The sequence below is a fragment of the Nocardioides eburneiflavus genome, assembly GCF_004785795.1.
GTDB lineage: Bacteria > Actinomycetota > Actinomycetes > Propionibacteriales > Nocardioidaceae > Nocardioides > Nocardioides eburneiflavus.
Map to the genome: position 1 here is coordinate 2006482 of NZ_SRRO01000001.1, position 15444 is coordinate 2021925.

Below are 15444 nucleotides of genomic sequence, written 5' to 3' on the forward strand. Positions count from 1 at the left end.
CCTGACAGACGCGGGCGCAGCAGCATCGCTCAGATCTCGTCGTCGACGTACGTCGGGCGCGCCACCCGTACGCCCGCGACGGTCAGCGGGACGGCGGTGAGCGCGAGCAGCGCGAGGACGAGGCTCCAGCCCCCGGTCGCGTCGTGCAGGAGGCCCACGGCGAACGGGCCGATCGCGGCGAGGGCGTAGCCCACCGGCTGGACGAAGCCGGAGAGCTGGGCGGTGACCGAGGGGTGCCGGGTGCGGGCGGCGATCAGCGCGATCGCGGTGGGGAACGCGAGGCCGGCGTGGCCGAGGAGCAGCGCCCACACCCAGGGGACCGTGGCAGGCGCGAGCAGGAGCCCGACGTAGCCGAGGGCGAGGGCCGCGCCGAAGGACACCGCCAGGGCGCGCAGGCCGCGCCCGCGCGCGATGACGGTGGGCATCACGAGCGCGCCGAGGATGCCGATGCTGGAGAGCAGGCCCTGGAGGGCGCCGGCGGAGGAGGCCGAGATGCCGGCGTCGCGGTAGACCTGCGGAAGCCAGCCGAACTGGACGTAGGCGTGCATCGACTGCACGCCGAACAGGACCGTCAGCGCGACCGCGGTGGGCGAGTGGGCGACCCGCCCGCTCGGTGGGGCGTCCCCGGCGACGCGGTGCTCGGCGGGGGAGCGCCGCTCGCGGGCGGCGAGCCAGGTCCACAACGGCAGCGCGAGCACCGCGAGCAGCCCCCACACGCCGAGGCCGACCCGCCACGAGCCGCCGACCTCGCTGGCGGGAGCGGTGAGCAGCGGCCCGATCGTGCCGCCGACGACCAGGCCGGTGCCATAGATCGTCATCAACGCCACCGTGTGCCCGTGCGCCTTGATCCACGCCGGGACGAGCACGTTGCCCACCGCCATGCCCGCGAGCGCGACGACGGTCAGCAGCAGGAAGACGGGCACGCTCCCCGTGGTCACCCGCAGGAGCAGCCCGGCGGTCGCGGCCACGAGGCCGACCGCGATCCCGGCGGTCATGCCGACCTTGCGGGCGAAGGCGACGGAGACGGCGCCGACGAGGCCGAAGACGAGGCCGGGCAGGCCGGTCACGGCGCCGGCGACACCGGCGTCCATGCCCAGCCCGAGGCGTACCTCCTCGAGCACGGGGCCGATCGACGACGCCCCTGGCCGCAGGTTGACCGAGACGAGCGCGACGGCTGCGAGGAGCACGCCGAAGGCGAGGGTGGGCGTACGGGCGGCGCTGTCCGTGCGCGCGTCGGCGTCAGGCACGGGCACTGAGCCTGGCGCCGACCCGGGGCAGCACGAGCAGCGCACCGAGGACGAGGGTCGCGACGACGACGAACGGTGTCGCCGTGCCCTGGCTGTCGACCTGGCGCAGCGCCATCCCGCCGACGAGGGCGCCGAGCCACACGACGACGCCGGAGGAGACAGCTGCCGGCTCGCGCCCGGCGGCCATGAGCACGGCCCACGCCGCCAGCGTCCCGGCGAGGAACGGCCACGCCGTCGTCCACCACCCGCCAACGGTGAGCGTCCCGTAGTGGCTGAGCCGCCCGACCACCGCGAAGACACCGACGAGCAGGAGGTCGACCACGAGCCACATGCCGCCCAGCCTAGGCAGCGCTGCCGCCCGGCTAGTCTCGGGACCATGTCGGCGACCACTGTCCTGGGCCCCGTGGGCAGGGAGGTACGGGCCGGCGTCCACTGGGGCGTGGCCCACGGGCTGCCGACGCTGCTGCTGCGCCGCGCCGCCGGGCGCGGCGACCTGCAGGCGCGACTGATCCGGGTCGGGTCGCTCGGCACCGACGAGGTCTTCGAGCTGGTCGAGGAGATCCGGGCGCACGGTCCGCTCTACCGCTCGCGCATCGGCTACGTCGCCACCAGCCACGCCGTCGTGCGTGAGCTGCTCACGAGCGACGACTTCCGCACCGGCTTCCCGACCGACGCCGGGCCGGTCGGGCGGATCGCCCGGTGGGCCGCGCCGACGACGCTGCACCCGGTCGAGCCGCCGTCCCTGCTGGTGACCGAGCCGCCCGACCACACCCGCTACCGCAAGCTCGTGACCCGCGTGTTCACCATGCGGGCCGTGGAGCGGCTGCGCGAGCGGACCGAGGAGATCGCTGACGGGTTGCTCGACGACCTCGAGCGGCGGGCGGACGGACCCGTCGACCTCGTCGAGGCCTACTGCGCGGTGCTGCCGGTGACGGTCATCGCCGAGGTCCTCGGGGTGCCGGAGGAGGAGCGGGGCCGGGTGCTCGACTTCGGGTCGGCGGCTGCGCCGAGCCTCGACCTGGGGCTGGGGTTCCGTCGCTACCGCTCGGTCGCCCGGGCCCTCGCCCGCTTCGACGAGTGGCTCGGCGACCACCTCGACCGGCTGCGCCGGGACCCTGGCGACCACCTCCTCAGCCAGCTGGTCGCCGCACGCGAGGACGGACAGGGCCTCAGCGAGACCGAGCTCAAGGCGACCGCCGGCCTCGTTCTCGCCGCCGGCTTCGAGACGACCGTCAACCTCCTCGGCAACGGCATCGCGCTGCTCCACGATCACCCCGAGGAGCGCGCCCGCGTCGTCGCCGAGCCGGCGTTGTGGCCCACCGTCGTCGAGGAGGCGCTGCGCCTCGACCCGCCGGTGCTGCTGACGGCGCGGATGGCGGTGCGCGACACCGAGCTCGCCGGCCGGCCGGTGCGCGCCGGTTCGATGGTGAGCGCGATCCTCGGCGGCGCCAACCGCGACCCCGAGGTCTTCGAGGACCCGCTGCGCTTCGACGTCGCCCGCGCCAACGCGCGCGAGCACATCGCGTTCTCCGCCGGTCGGCACCACTGCCTCGGCGCCCAGCTCGCCCGGATGGAGGGCGAGGTCGGCCTCCGCGCGATCTGGGACCGGTTCCCCGACCTGCGGCTCGAGCCCGGCGCGCGGCGTCGCGAGACCCGCATCCTGCGAGGGTTCGCGACACTTCCCGCAACCCTGCGTCCCTGAGGCCGCGCAGCAGGTACGGTCCACCGGTGCCGAACCGGGGAGCAGCGCGCCTGCTCGTGCTGCTGACCATCGCCGGGCTCCTGTCCGTCGCCGCCCCGGCGTCCGCGGACGAGCGGGTGCCGCGCCCGTTGCTCAACGTCGACTTCCCGGACCCGGCGGTCGTCGCCACGCCAGGTGGCCTGGTCGCGTACGCCACGGGTGACCGGGTGCCGCACGCCTGGTCGCGCGGCGCCGACGGACCGTGGCGGCGCGGGCCGAGCCTGCTCACCCACCGGCCGTCGTGGTCGCGCGAGGGCGGCGTGTGGGCCGTCGACGTGGCGCGGGTGCGCGGGCGCTGGCTGCTCTACTACGCCACCCCGGTGCACGGCATCGGCGAGACGGGCCGCTGCATCGGCGTGGCCCGCGCGTCCTCGGCCCGCGGCCCGTTCCGCCCGGTCGGCCGTGCTCCGCTGGTCTGCCCGTCCTACGCCCGTACGCCGGCCGCGCAGGACCCGATGTTGCCGCGCGACCGTACGCTCCCTCGCGCCGGTGTGATCGACCCGTCGTGGTTCCGCGACGAGGACGGAGCGACGTACCTGCTCTACAAGACCGACCGGATCCCCTCCACCGTGCGGATCGTGCCGCTGGCGCGCGACGGGCAGGCGGTGAAGCCCGGCGCGACGAGCGTGGAGCTGTTCCGCTCCCCGGGCGTGCTGGAGAACCCGGTGCTCGTCCGGCGTCCCGAGGGCTACGTGATGCTGGCGTCGGAGGGCGACTGGACGCGCTGCGGCTACCGCACCCGCTGGCTGCGCTCGGCCTCCCTGCTCGACTGGACGGCCGCCGACGGCGGCATGCTGCTCGACAAGGACACCACCGGGTTGTGCGGCCCCGGCGGTGCCGACCTCGTCGAGGGACGCGGGGGACGGTTGCTGGCGTTCCTCCACGGCTGGACCTGCCGCGGCACGACCCTGCCGTGCGCCGGCAGCGGCAAGTGGGACCACAAGCCCCGGCAGCGCGGCCGCCGAGCGATGTACGCCGCCCGGCTCGACTGGGTGGACGGGGTGCCGCAGGTCGCCGGCTGGCTCCGGCCCCGCTGACGTGGGGGAGCCCTAGGCTCTCGGCATGGCTTCCGAGTGGGACACCCACACCGCCCTGACCGCGGCCGGCGACGGCCTCTTCGGCGCCGAGATCGACCCGGGCTGGGTCGTGGGAGGCGGTGTCAACGGCGGCTACCTCCTCGGTGTGGTCGGCACGGCGATCGCCGAGGCCGTGCCCGCCAAGCCGCACCCGCTCTCGGTGAGCGCCTACTACCTGTCCGCGGCCCGGCCGGGTGGCGCGCAGGTCTCGACGCGGGTGCTGCGCGAGGGCGGCGCGGTCGCGACCGTCTCGGCCGAGCTCGGCCAGGAGGGCGTCACCCGGATCAGCGCGCTGGCGACGTACGGCGACCTGCGCGCGCTGCCGGACGACGTCGCCACCACCGCCGAGCCGCCGGCCCTGCCCCCGGTCGAGGAGTGCGTGCCCGGCTCGCTCGCACCCGAGGAGACACGCCGCGTCGCGCCGATGATGGAGCGCTTCGACCTGCGCTTCGACCCCGACTGCGTCGGCTGGGCGACGGGTGCGCCGAGCGGTCGCGGGCACATCCAGGCCTGGCTCCGGATGGTCGACGGCCACGACATCGACCCGGTCGGGCTGCTCATGGTGTGCGACGCCCTGCCTCCGGTCACCTTCGACCTCGGCCGCCCGGGCTGGGCGCCGACGCTCGAGCTCACCGTCCACGTCCGCGCGGTGCCCGCTCCCGGGTGGCTGCAGGTCTCCCACCGCACCCGCAACGTGGCCGGCGGGATGTTCGAGGAGGACTGCGAGGTCTGGGACTCGGCCGGCCGGCTGGTCGCCCAGCGCCGGCAGCTGGCGATGCAGCCGCGCGGCTGAGCTGCGCCATTGCCGCTGAGTCTCCCAGAGACTCAACGTGCAGCCCGGGCGTGTCGCGGCCGGGGGAGCGCGCTCCGGGATCCCGCGAATGGGGCTTGCCGCCCTCCGCGCGGGCGGAGCACACTCGAGGTGCGGGGGCGGGCTTGGAGTGGTGCGATGGACAGTGGCCCACTGGGCGAGACCGACAGCGGTTCGGACACCGACCGGGTGCTGCTCGACGTCCAGCACCAGGCGGCGGCCACCCGCGAGATCCTCGAGGCCCTGGGACGGGCCGGGGCCGACCCGAGCGGGGTGCTCGACACCATCATCGACCGCGCGGTCCACCTCTGCCGGGCCCAGGTCGCGCAGCTCTACCTCCTCGACGGCGACACCTTCCGGCTGTCCCGCATCTCCGGGGACGCTCCCGAGGAGTTCATCCGCTACGTGGAGGACCACCCGGTGGGTCGCTCACGCGACAGCCTCCTGGGGCGGGTCGCCGAGGACCGCGTCACCCAGCAGATCGGTGACGTCCTGCGGGACCCCGACTACGGCCGGCACGACCTGCAGAGCCTGGCCGGCTTCCGCACGCTGATGTCGGCGCCCATGCTGCTGCACGACGAGGTCATCGGCATCCTCTCCGTGTGGCGCACCGAGGCGCAGCCGTTCGACGCGGGCGAGGTCGACGTGCTGAGCGCCTTCGCCGTCCAAGCCGCGATCGTGCTGCGCCAGGTAGAGCTCGTGGCTGCGCTGGAGGCGCGCAGCGGTGAGCTCGCCGCCAAGGTCACCCAGCTGGAGGTCCTGCGTGAGATCGGCGAGGCGATCAGCTCGACCCTCGACCTCGACGAGGTCCTGGGCCGCATCGTCAGCGGGGCCGTACGCCTCTGCTGGGCGGACGGCGGCTCGATCATGGAGTACGACGCGGCGGCCGACTGCTTCCGGGTGCGGGCCACCGCCGGTGGGAGCCCGGTGCTGACCGACCGGCTGCGCGCCCTCACCATCCGGCGCAGCACCTCGCCGGTCGGCCGGGCCGCCGCCGAACGGTCGACGCTGGTGGTGCCCGACCTGGCATCGGCAGCCCGCGACGATCACCTCGACATCCTGCTGGCCGACGGCTGGCGGTCGCTCCTCGCCGTTCCCCTGGTCCGGCAGGACCAGCTCGTGGGCGCGCTGGTGATCCGCCGGCGCCGCCCGGGCGACTTCGGTGCCGACACCCCGGAGCTGCTGCGGACCTTCGCCAACCAGTCCGGGCTGGCGATCGTCAACGCGCGCCTCTTCGGCGAGCTCGACACCAAGCGGGCCGAGCTCGAGGTCGCGAGCCGCCACAAGTCGGAGTTCCTCGCGAGCATGTCCCACGAGCTGCGGACGCCCCTCAACGCGGTGATCGGGTTCTCCGAGGTGCTGCTGGACCGGATGTTCGGCGAGCTCAACCCGCGGCAGGAGGAGTACCTCCGCGACATCTGGACCTCGGGCAAGCACCTGCTGGAGCTGCTCAACGAGATCCTCGACCTCTCCAAGGTCGAGGCCGGGCGGATGGTCCTCGAGCCCAGCCTGGTGTCGGTCCGGGCCTGCCTCGACTACGTCCTGTCGCTCGTGCGCGACCGCGCCGCGGCGCACGCCATCGACGTCGGCCTCGAGGTGTCCGAGGACGTCGGGATCGTGTGGGCCGACGAGCTGAGGCTCAAGCAGGTGGTGCTCAACCTCGTGTCGAACGCGGTGAAGTTCACCCCGGACGGCGGGACGGTCCGGGTCTTCGCCACGCGCGAGGGCGAGGACGTCGTCGTCCGCGTGAGCGACACCGGGGTGGGAGTGCCGCCGGAGGACCGCGAGCGGATCTTCGAGTCGTTCCAGCAGGGGCACCGCGCGGCGCCCAACGAGGAGGGCACCGGGCTCGGGCTGACGCTGTCGCGCCGCATCGTGGCGCTCTTCGGCGGGACCCTGTGGCTGGAGCCGCAGGCAGGCGTGGGCAGCGTCTTCGCCTTCCGGGTGCCGCTGCCGGCGGTCGAGCCCGTGGGCAAGGCCGACGACGACGGGCTGAGCACCGTCCTCCTCGTCGACGACGACCGGGCCTCCCTCGACCTCATGACCGCCTACCTGTCGGCCTCGCCCGTGCGGGTGCTCCACGCGCGCGACGGGTTCGAGGCGCTGTCCCTCAGCCGTACGGCGGCCCCGGACGCGGTCGTGCTCGACATCCGGCTGCCCCGCATGGACGGGTGGGAGGTGCTGGCCCGGATGAAGGCGGACCCCGCGACGCGTGCCATCCCGGTGGTTGTCGCCTCCATCATCGACGAGCGGCAGCGCGGCCTGCAGCTCGGCGCAGTGGCGTACCTGCTCAAGCCGGTGCGCCGCGACGACCTGCTCGACGCCCTCCGCGGCCATGGGCTCGAGCTCGAGGAGTCGGAGGTGGGGTCGCCGTGAGCCCACGCATCCTGGTCATCGAGGACAACGCGCTCAACCTCAAGCTGGTGCGCGACGTGCTGGAGCACGCCGGCTACGTGGTCGGGTCGGCAGCGACCGGCGAGCTCGGCGTCCGCGCGGCCGCCAGCGAGCCCCCGGACCTCGTCCTGCTGGACCTGCAGCTGCCGGGCATCGACGGTCACGAGACCCTGCGCCGCCTGCGCGAGGAGGTCCTCGACGACGGCGTGCCCGTCGTCGCGGTGACCGCGCTCGCGATGGAGGAGGACCGCGATCGGGCACGACGATCGGGCTTCGACGGCTACCTGGAGAAGCCGATCAGCCCGCGCGCCCTCCCGGGGCAGGTCGAGGAGTTCCTGGCTGGAGGCCCCGCATGAGCGTCACGGAGGGACGGGCGACGTCCCGCCGCCCCACCGTCCTGGCCGTCGACGACCAGCCGGCCAACCTGCGCCTGCTCGACGCGATCCTCTCGCCGCGTGGCTACGACGTCCTGACCGCGGCCGGGGGACAGGAGGCGCTGGACGTCCTCCGCGACCGGTCCGTCGACGTGGTGCTGCTCGACGTGCAGATGCCGGTCATGGACGGCTGCGAGGTGTGCCGCAGGATCCGCAGTGATCCGACCACCTCCTTCCTGCCGGTCGTGATGATCACGGCCGGGGGCGCGGCGCAGCGGCTCGACGGGCTCGAGGCGGGCGCCGACGACTTCATCACCAAGCCGTTCGACCAGGCCGAGCTCCTGGCGCGGGTGCGCTCGCTCGCCCGGATCAAGGGCTACCAGGACACGATCCGGCGGCAGGCGGAGGAGATCTCCGCCTGGAACCTCGAGCTCGAGGCGCGGGTGGCCGAGCAGGTGGACGAGCTGGAGCGGGTCGGCAGGCTGCGACGGTTCCTGTCCCCGCAGCTGGCCGACCTGGTCGTCAACGACGAGGACATGCTGGCCAGTCACCGCCGCGAGATCGTGGTGGTGTTCGTGGACTTCCGGGGGTTCACGTCGTTCGCCGAGGCGTCGGAGCCGGAGGAGGTGATGCACGTCCTCGCCGAGTACCACCGCGCCTTGGGCGCCCGCATCGACGAGCACCGGGGCACCCTGGAGCGGTTCACCGGCGACGGTGTGATGGTGTTCTTCGGCGATCCCGTCCCCACCGATGACCCTGCGGGCGCGGCGGTCGCGATGGCACTCGACGTGCGGGAGGACGTACGCCGCCTGGCGAGCGGCTGGCACCGGCGCGGGCACGACCTCTCCCTGGGCGCCGGTGTGGCCCAGGGCTACGCGACCCTGGGCCGGATCGGCTATCCCGGGAGGTCCGACTACGCCGCCATCGGCAGCGTGACCAACCTGGCTGCACGCCTGTGTGCGGATGCGGGACCGTGGCAGGTCCTGGTCACCGACCGCGTGCTGGCGCACGTGGAGGAGCGCGTCGCCGCCGAGCTCGTCGGCGACGTCCAGCCGCGGGGGTTCAGCCGACCGGTGCGGATCCACGACGTCACCGCCGCGACCACGGGGCGGGACCAGGAGGAGGTGACCCGATGACCCAGCAGCTCACGCTGCCCGACCTCGACGAGCAGCAGCGCTACGAGGCGTACGACCGGCTGCAGCAGCGGCTGCCCGGGATCTGGCAGGCGATGCGGACCGACCACGCAGGCGAGTCGGCGGTCGTGGTGCCCTCGATCAGCCTCGAGCGCACCACGGCGGGCAGCGGCACCCTCATGCAGGCCATGGAAGAGCGCGCCCTCTTCCTGCTCCTGCTGCTGCGGCAGCCCATGCTGAGGCTGATCTACGTCACCTCCGGCCCGATCGACGAGGAGATCGTCGAGTACTACCTCGGGCTCCTGCCCGGCATCATCCCCAGCCACGCCCGCCGGCGCCTGCACCTCGTCTCGGTCGGGGACGCCTCCCCCCGTCCGCTCAGCGCCAAGCTGCTCGAGCGCCCCCGGCTGCTCCGCCACGTCCGCGACCTCATCCCCGACCGCACCGTCAGCCACCTGATCCCCTACAACACCACCGAGCTGGAGCGGGACGTCGCGCTGAGCCTCGGCATCCCGGTCTACGGCTCGGACCCGCGGCTCGCGCCACTCGGCAGCAAGTCGGGCTGCCGCCGGCTGTTCGACGAGGTCGGCGTACGGGCTCCGGTCGGGGCCGAGGACCTCACCACGCTCGACGACCTCGTCACCGCGGTGGCCGGGATGCGGGCCCGCCGACCCGACCTCGCCGAGGTGATCGTCAAGATCAACGAGGGCGTGTCGGGGTCGGGCAACGCGCTGGTCGAGCTGGGGGAGCTGCCGCCGCAGGGCTCCGAGGGGGAGCGCGCCGTCCTGAGGGAGCGCATCGAGGCCTTGCAGCCCGAGGCGGTCGACCTCGCCCCGAGCGACTTCCTGGTCGCCTTCGAGCGGCTCGGCGGCATCGTCGAGGAACGCATCACCGGTGCGGCGCTGACCAGCCCGAGCGTGCAGATGCGGGTCCTGCCCGACGGCACGGTCGAGCTGCTCTCGACCCACGACCAGCTCCTCGGCGGTGCCAGCGGGCAGAAGTACCTCGGGTGCGTCTTCCCCGCCGACCCGGCGTACTCGCGCAAGATCACCGAGCCCGCCATGGCGATCGGGCGCCACCTCGCGGGCAAGGGCGTCCTGGGTCGCTTCGCCGTCGACTTCGTGACAGTGCAGGACGACGCGGGGGACTGGGAGGCGCACGCGATCGAGCTCAACCTCCGCAAGGGCGGGACCACCCACCCGTTCCTGACGCTGCAGTTCCTCGCCGGCGGGGAGTACGACGGCGACCTCGGCACCTATCGCACCGCCTCCGGTGCGACGAGGTACCTCGTGGCCACCGACCACCTCGAGGACGACCGGCTCCGGGCGCTCACGACCCGGGACGTGCTCGACGTCGTCGCCCGGCGCCGCCTGCACTTCGACCAGTCCCGCGAGACCGGCGTGGTCCTCCACATGATCAGCTGCGTCACCGAGTGCGGGCGGCTCGGCATGACCGCGGTGGGGGAGAGCCCCGAGCAGGCCTGGCAGCTCTACCAGGAGGCCTGTGCCGTGCTGCTCGAGGAGGCGGACAGGGCCGGCGAGCCGGGGGCGCTGCCGGAGTGAGCGACGACCCCCTGGTCTGGTACGCCGCCTTCGGCTCCAACCTGTCGAGGGAGAGGCTCGGCTGCTACATCGCCGGCGGCACGCCGACCGGGGCGCGGCGCGCGTACGAGGGCTGCCGCGACCGCACGCCGCCGCGCGAGCACCGGACGCTCGCCCTCTCCGGGCACCTGCGCTTCGCCGGGGAGTCGTCGGTGTGGGGAGGGGGCATGGCGTTCTACTCGCCGGCCGGCGGGGGCACGGTGCACGCCCGCGCCTACCTCCTGCGCCTCGAGCAGCTCGTCGACCTGGTGGCGCAGGAGTCACGCCACCCCGTGGGCACGGCGCTGGTCCTCGCCGACGCCGGACCCACGCGGCACGGCCTGTCGTCGGTCTACGACGTGCTGATGGACCTCGGCGAGCTCGACGGCCACCGGCTGCTCACGCTCAGCGCGTCCCGGCACCACCCCCTCAACCCGCCCTCGGGCGCGTACGTCCGTACCATGGCCGACGGGCTCTCGGACGGCTTCGACCTCGACGTGGACGCCCGGGTCGCCTACCTCGCCTCGGCCGTGGGCATGCTGCCGACGTGGACGCCCGCGGCCGTGCGGGAGCTGCTCGCGCCGGCCGGCTAGTCGAACCAGGCGCGGTCCATCGCGACGACCCAGCGTCGCCGCGGGTGCTCGGTGAGCGACCAGATGCGGTCGGTCGACGGCCAGTAGGACAGGTCCTCCGGGCCCATCGGCAGCGCCCAGCGGTGCTGCCGCATCGACCCCGGCTGCCCGGCGTACACGCTGCCCGGCATCCACGGTCCGTGCGAGACCGTGACGTGGTAGCGGCCGGATGCGATCACGGCCCCCTGCATCTGCTGCACGCCGCCCTCGTCGACCGCGAGGGGACGGGAGAACCCGTCCTCGCCGGTGGCGAGCTGCGAGGTCCGCGGGTCCAGCTCGTAGCGGGCCAGCCTGGTCGTCGCGTCGGGGTCCAGCGCGTACTCGCCGGCGACCAGCGCGGGCGGGTCGGAGCGCCGGTCGAGCGAGACGAACGAGTAGCGGAGCTTCTGGTGGCCCTCGTCGGCGTGGGCGCGGTAGGTGAACCGCACGGGCAGCACGTAGCGGTGGCCGTAGGCGTGGAGCCGCGTGCCGTCGACTCCGAACCGGTCCGGCTGGTCGTCGTCGCCGGCGACCCGCATGATGTCCTCGACCCGGGCAGTGACGAACCCGCGGCTCGTCGCCGCGACGTGCAGGTAGGGCCCGGCCCACACGACGCCGCCGGCGTGGATGGCCATCGGTCGCAGGGTGAGCGCGCCGGTCTCGTCGAGGACGGGGGAGACGAGCAGGACGTGGCGGTACCTCCCCGAGTCGAGGTCGACGAACGTGACCCGCGACCCGCGCTTGGTGCCATCGCGCCCGGTCGAGTACCACGTCGTCACCACGACGCGGCGCCCGTCGATGTCGCCGGTGTCGGAGGCGTCGGCGCTGGTCGAGATGCCCTGGGGGTACCACTGCTCGTCCCGCTCGTCGTGGTCGTCCCACCTGTACGCCTCGCGCACCGCGCGACCCAGCAGCCGCGGGGCGCGCGAGCGGCGCAGGTCCCACCTGAGGTCGTCGAGCAGGCCCCCCAGGCCGGCCGGTTCGCCGAGGAGCCCCGCGAGCGCGTCGATCTCGCGGACGTTCTCGTCCGTGCGTTGCAGGTGCACGCCCCGGACGTACGGCGACTCCGACGCGGTGGACATGGGGTGACCCTAGCCAGCCGGGGGAGGGGCACAATCACCCCCGTGAGGGCGATCTTCTTCGAGGAGGACGACGCGCGGGCCGTGGTCGCGCGACTGCGCGCCGACGGGTTCGAGGCGCAGATGCAGCGCGAGCGGCTCGCCGGCGAGGATGATGACGAGGACCACCCGTGGGCGGTGCTCAGCGATGCCCCGGCGTTCATGCTCGAGGTGCTCGTGGACACCCACGACGGCTGGCTCGACGAGGACCCCGGCACCGGCGACGTCGGGGAGCGCGGTGGGGAACACGGCGACCCCCTGCCGCCGTTGCACCTCCCGACCGCGCCCAGGCGTATCAAGCGCCCCGACCTAGGCTGAGGAACATGACCGACCGCCGCATGCTGCTCGTCCACGCCCACCCCGACGACGAGTGCATCAACAACGGCGCCACGATGGCGCGCTACGTCGACGACGGTGTCGGCGTCACCCTCGTCACCTGCACCGCCGGCGAGATGGGCGAGGTGCTCGTCCCGGACCTCTCCCACCTCGCCTACGAGGAGCAGGGCGGCCTCGGCGACCGCCGCCGCGACGAGCTCGAGCAGGCGATGAAGGTCCTCGGTGTCACCGACCACCGCTTCCTCGGCGGCTTCGGCCGCTTCCACGACTCCGGCATGGCCTGGCACGAGGACGGCCACGCCGTCGCGGCCGAGACCATCCCCGACAACGCGTTCTGGCACGCCGACCTCACCGAGGCCGCCGACGAGCTCGTGAAGGTGATCCGCGAGGTACGCCCGCAGGTGCTCGTCACCTACGACCAGTTCGGCGGCTACGGCCACCCCGACCACATCCAGGCCCACCGCGTGGCGATGTACGCCGCCCAGCTGGCCGCGGTCCCGTCCTACCGCCTCGACCTCGGCGAGCCGCACGACGTCGCGAAGATCTACTGGACCGCGATGAGCGAGTCGCGGATGCGGGCGAGCCTGCGCGCCCTGCGCGAGGCCGGCGACACCGAGACGTTCGCCGGGATGGAGCCGGACGGCAAGCTGCCGCCCTTCGTGACCCCCGACGAGCTCATCAGCGCGCGGGTGGACGGAGCCGCGACGGTGCAGCGCAAGATGGAGGCGCTGGCCAAGCACGAGACCCAGGTGCGGACCGACGGCCACTTCTTCGCCGGCGCCGAGAGCGGTCACTCGTGGTGGTCGGAGGAGTTCTACCGCCTCGTCAAGGGCACCGCCGGTCCTGCCGACGCCGACGGGTTCGAGGACGACCTCTTCGCCGGCCTGTGAGGCTGCTGCTCGCCCTCCTCGGCGGCGGCGCCGCAGCCGCGGTCGGCGTCGTCTCCGGTGCGGCGGGCACCGTCCTCCACCTGCGCTGGTGGGGCCTGGTCCTGGCCCTCGGCACGGCCGTCGTGGTGCTCGGCTGGCTGCCCGCGGGTGGCGTACGGGTGGCGTTCGCGCTCGGCTGGTGCGTCCCGGTCCTGCGCGGCGCGCTGGAGGGTCCCGGGGGCGGGTTCCTGGTGCGGGCAGATGCTGCCGGCTGGTCGCTCCTGGCGGCCTCGGCGGTGCTGCTCGTGGCGGCGGTGACGACCGTACGCGGTCCCCGTCGGGCGTCCGCGGGGCACGCCGCCGATCCGGGACTTCGAGGGTCGGGCACCTAAACTCGCCGCGTGCCGAAGAACCAGACCAGTGCCGCGCAGCCCCGCGAGAAGGCGGGCGCCAAGGTAGTGCTGTGGCTGCTCCTCGCGCTCGGCGTGCTGTTCGGCGGTCTCTACGTCGCCGCGCACTACGTCGCCGGGGACAAGGTCCCGCGCAACACGACGGTGTCCGGCGTCCGCATCGGCGGGCACCCGCAGAGCGAGGCCGCCGAGCGGTTGCGCGCCGGGCTCGCCGACCGCGTCGCCCGCGACATCGCGACGACCATCGGGGGTCAGCAGGTGGCGATCGACCCCGCCCGGGCGGGTCTGTCGGTCGACCACGACGCCTCCGTCGCCGAGGCCGGCGGCGAGCGGAGCTGGGACCCGGTCCGGCTCTGGAACTACTTCACCGGCGGCGACACCTTCGAGGCGGAGGTGGAGGTCGACGAGACCACCTACAACGCGTTCCTCGCTGGGCTCGACGAGCAGTACGGCGCCACGGCCCGCGACGGCGCGATCAGGTTCGACGGTGCCAAGATCAGGACGAGGCAGGCCCGCACGGGTCAGGCCCTCGACCCCAGCGACACCCTCGACGCGCTCGAGGGCGCGTTCCTCGAGGAGAGCCCCGACCCGGTCGCCCTCGAGATGGTGAAGGTCGAGCCGGCCATCGACGCGGCCGACGTGCAGGAGGCGCTCGACGAGTTCGCCTCCCCGGCGGTCGCCGCACCGGTGACCCTCGCCTTCGAGGGGTCCCAGGTCAAGCTGTTCCCCGCCGACTACACCGCGGCCATCACGCTCGCACCTACCGACGGCGAGCTCGTCGCGACGCTGGACGCCGCGAAGCTGACCGAGGTCGTCGGCGGCAAGGTCACGCAGGGCGCCCCGGTCGACGCGAGCGTGGCCCTCGTCGACGGCACCCCGCAGGTCGTGCCCGCCAAGCCGGGTGTCACCTTCGACGCGGCCGAGCTCGAGTCCGGCTTCCTCGGCGCTGTCGCCGCGCCGCAGGGTGAGCGTACGCTCGCGCTCTCCGCCCAGGTCGCCAAGCCGGCCTTCACGACCAAGGACGCCCGCGCGCTCCAGGTCCGCGAGCGCGTCTCGACCTTCACGACCTACTTCCCCTACGCCGAGTACCGCAACGTCAACATCGGCCGGGCGGCGGAGATCATCGACGGCACGCTGCTCAAGCCGGGGGAGACCTTCTCGCTCAACGACACCGTCGGCGAGCGCACCGAGGCCAACGGCTTCACCAAGGGCTACGTCATCAACGACGGCATCCTCGTGCAGGACCTCGGCGGCGGCGTCTCCCAGATGGCCACCACCCTGTTCAACGCGATGTTCTTCGCCGGTCTCGAGGACGTCGAGCACAAGCCGCACTCGTTCTACATCGACCGCTACCCCGTCGGCCGCGAGGCCACCGTGGCCTGGGGCGCGGTCGACCTGCGCTTCACCAACGACACCCCGTACGGCGTTCTCATCGACACCTCCTTCACGAGCTCGACGCCGTCGTCGTCGGGGGCGGTGACCGTCACGATGTACTCCACCAAGTACTGGGACATCACGACCAGCACGGGCGAGCGCTACAACATCACCAAGCCCAGGACCCGGCGCATCGACGACCTCACCTGCCACCCCAACGAGGGCTACGGCGGCTTCGACATCGACGTCGTGCGCTACTTCCGGCCGGTCGGCGAGAACACCGAGACCCGGGAGGACGAGGTCTTCAGCACCACCTACACCCCCAGCGACACGGTCATCTGCACCAACCCCGACGCCGTCGACGAATAGC

General features: G+C 73.5%; 15 protein-coding genes. 12 read left to right on the forward strand and 3 right to left on the reverse strand.

Features of this window, described 5'->3' with window-relative positions; translation table 11 throughout:
* Positions 1-29 precede the first annotated feature (29 nt).
* Complete coding sequence (locus EXE59_RS09395) at positions 30-1247, reverse strand: MFS transporter (RefSeq protein ID WP_135838670.1); 1218 nt, start codon at positions 1245-1247, stop codon at positions 30-32.
* Positions 1240-1578 carry a DUF3054 domain-containing protein gene (locus EXE59_RS09400; protein WP_135838671.1) on the reverse strand — a complete coding sequence of 113 codons (339 nt, stop codon included), beginning with the start codon at positions 1576-1578 and terminating at the stop codon, positions 1240-1242. Before EXE59_RS09400 ends, EXE59_RS09395 begins: the two co-directional genes overlap by 8 nt.
* A gap of 45 nt (positions 1579-1623) precedes the next feature.
* On the opposite strand from EXE59_RS09400, the gene EXE59_RS09405 reads away from it, so the two are divergent.
* The 8 genes from EXE59_RS09405 (at position 1624) to EXE59_RS09440 (ending at position 10949) form a co-directional block, all read left to right on the forward strand.
* On the forward strand, positions 1624-2949 hold the full coding sequence (locus tag EXE59_RS09405; protein WP_135838672.1) for a cytochrome P450: 1326 nt from the start codon (positions 1624-1626) through the stop codon (positions 2947-2949).
* A gap of 26 nt (positions 2950-2975) precedes the next feature.
* Positions 2976-4025, forward strand: a complete 1050-nt coding sequence (locus EXE59_RS09410) for a glycoside hydrolase family 43 protein (RefSeq protein WP_168218467.1) — start codon at positions 2976-2978, stop codon at positions 4023-4025.
* 25 nt (positions 4026-4050) lie between these two features.
* Positions 4051-4857 (forward strand): acyl-CoA thioesterase, encoded by an 807-nt coding sequence (locus tag EXE59_RS09415; protein WP_135838674.1) that lies wholly within the window; start codon positions 4051-4053, stop codon positions 4855-4857.
* 156 nt (positions 4858-5013) lie between these two features.
* Positions 5014-7251 (forward strand): hybrid sensor histidine kinase/response regulator, encoded by a 2238-nt coding sequence (locus tag EXE59_RS09420; protein WP_135838675.1) that lies wholly within the window; start codon positions 5014-5016, stop codon positions 7249-7251.
* Entirely contained in the window at positions 7248-7625 is a 378-nt protein-coding gene (locus EXE59_RS09425; RefSeq protein ID WP_135838676.1) for a response regulator, read from the forward strand. Before EXE59_RS09420 ends, EXE59_RS09425 begins: the two co-directional genes overlap by 4 nt.
* Complete coding sequence (locus tag EXE59_RS09430; protein WP_135838677.1) at positions 7622-8779, forward strand: adenylate/guanylate cyclase domain-containing protein; 1158 nt, start codon at positions 7622-7624, stop codon at positions 8777-8779. Before EXE59_RS09425 ends, EXE59_RS09430 begins: the two co-directional genes overlap by 4 nt.
* Positions 8776-10338, forward strand: coding sequence for a peptide ligase PGM1-related protein (locus EXE59_RS09435; protein ID WP_135838678.1), 1563 nt, complete (start codon positions 8776-8778; stop codon positions 10336-10338). The genes EXE59_RS09430 and EXE59_RS09435 overlap by 4 nt, the downstream gene beginning before the upstream one ends.
* Positions 10335-10949, forward strand: a complete 615-nt coding sequence (locus EXE59_RS09440) for a histone deacetylase (RefSeq protein ID WP_135838679.1) — start codon at positions 10335-10337, stop codon at positions 10947-10949. Before EXE59_RS09435 ends, EXE59_RS09440 begins: the two co-directional genes overlap by 4 nt.
* On the opposite strand, the gene EXE59_RS09445 is transcribed toward EXE59_RS09440, so the two are convergent.
* Positions 10946-12049: a hypothetical protein gene (locus EXE59_RS09445; protein WP_135838680.1), complete on the reverse strand. Its 1104-nt coding sequence runs from the start codon at positions 12047-12049 to the stop codon at positions 10946-10948. The genes EXE59_RS09440 and EXE59_RS09445 overlap by 4 nt on opposite strands.
* Before the next feature lie 42 nt (positions 12050-12091).
* Here EXE59_RS09445 and EXE59_RS09450 point away from each other — a divergent pair, with 42 nt between their 5' ends.
* From EXE59_RS09450 to EXE59_RS09465, 4 genes are read left to right on the forward strand one after another with little or no spacing between them, the layout of a single operon-like run.
* Positions 12092-12403 carry a hypothetical protein gene (locus tag EXE59_RS09450; protein WP_135838681.1) on the forward strand — a complete coding sequence of 104 codons (312 nt, stop codon included), beginning with the start codon at positions 12092-12094 and terminating at the stop codon, positions 12401-12403.
* 5 nt (positions 12404-12408) lie between these two features.
* Positions 12409-13311 (forward strand): N-acetyl-1-D-myo-inositol-2-amino-2-deoxy-alpha-D-glucopyranoside deacetylase, encoded by a 903-nt coding sequence (gene mshB, locus EXE59_RS09455; protein ID WP_210428944.1) that lies wholly within the window; start codon positions 12409-12411, stop codon positions 13309-13311.
* Positions 13308-13682, forward strand: coding sequence for a hypothetical protein (locus tag EXE59_RS09460; RefSeq protein WP_135838682.1), 375 nt, complete (start codon positions 13308-13310; stop codon positions 13680-13682). Before mshB ends, EXE59_RS09460 begins: the two co-directional genes overlap by 4 nt.
* Positions 13683-13691: 9 nt before the next feature.
* A complete protein-coding gene (locus EXE59_RS09465; protein WP_135838683.1) occupies positions 13692-15443 on the forward strand; it encodes a VanW family protein in 1752 nt (583 codons plus the stop codon).
* The last annotated feature ends 1 nt before the right edge of the window (position 15444 follow it).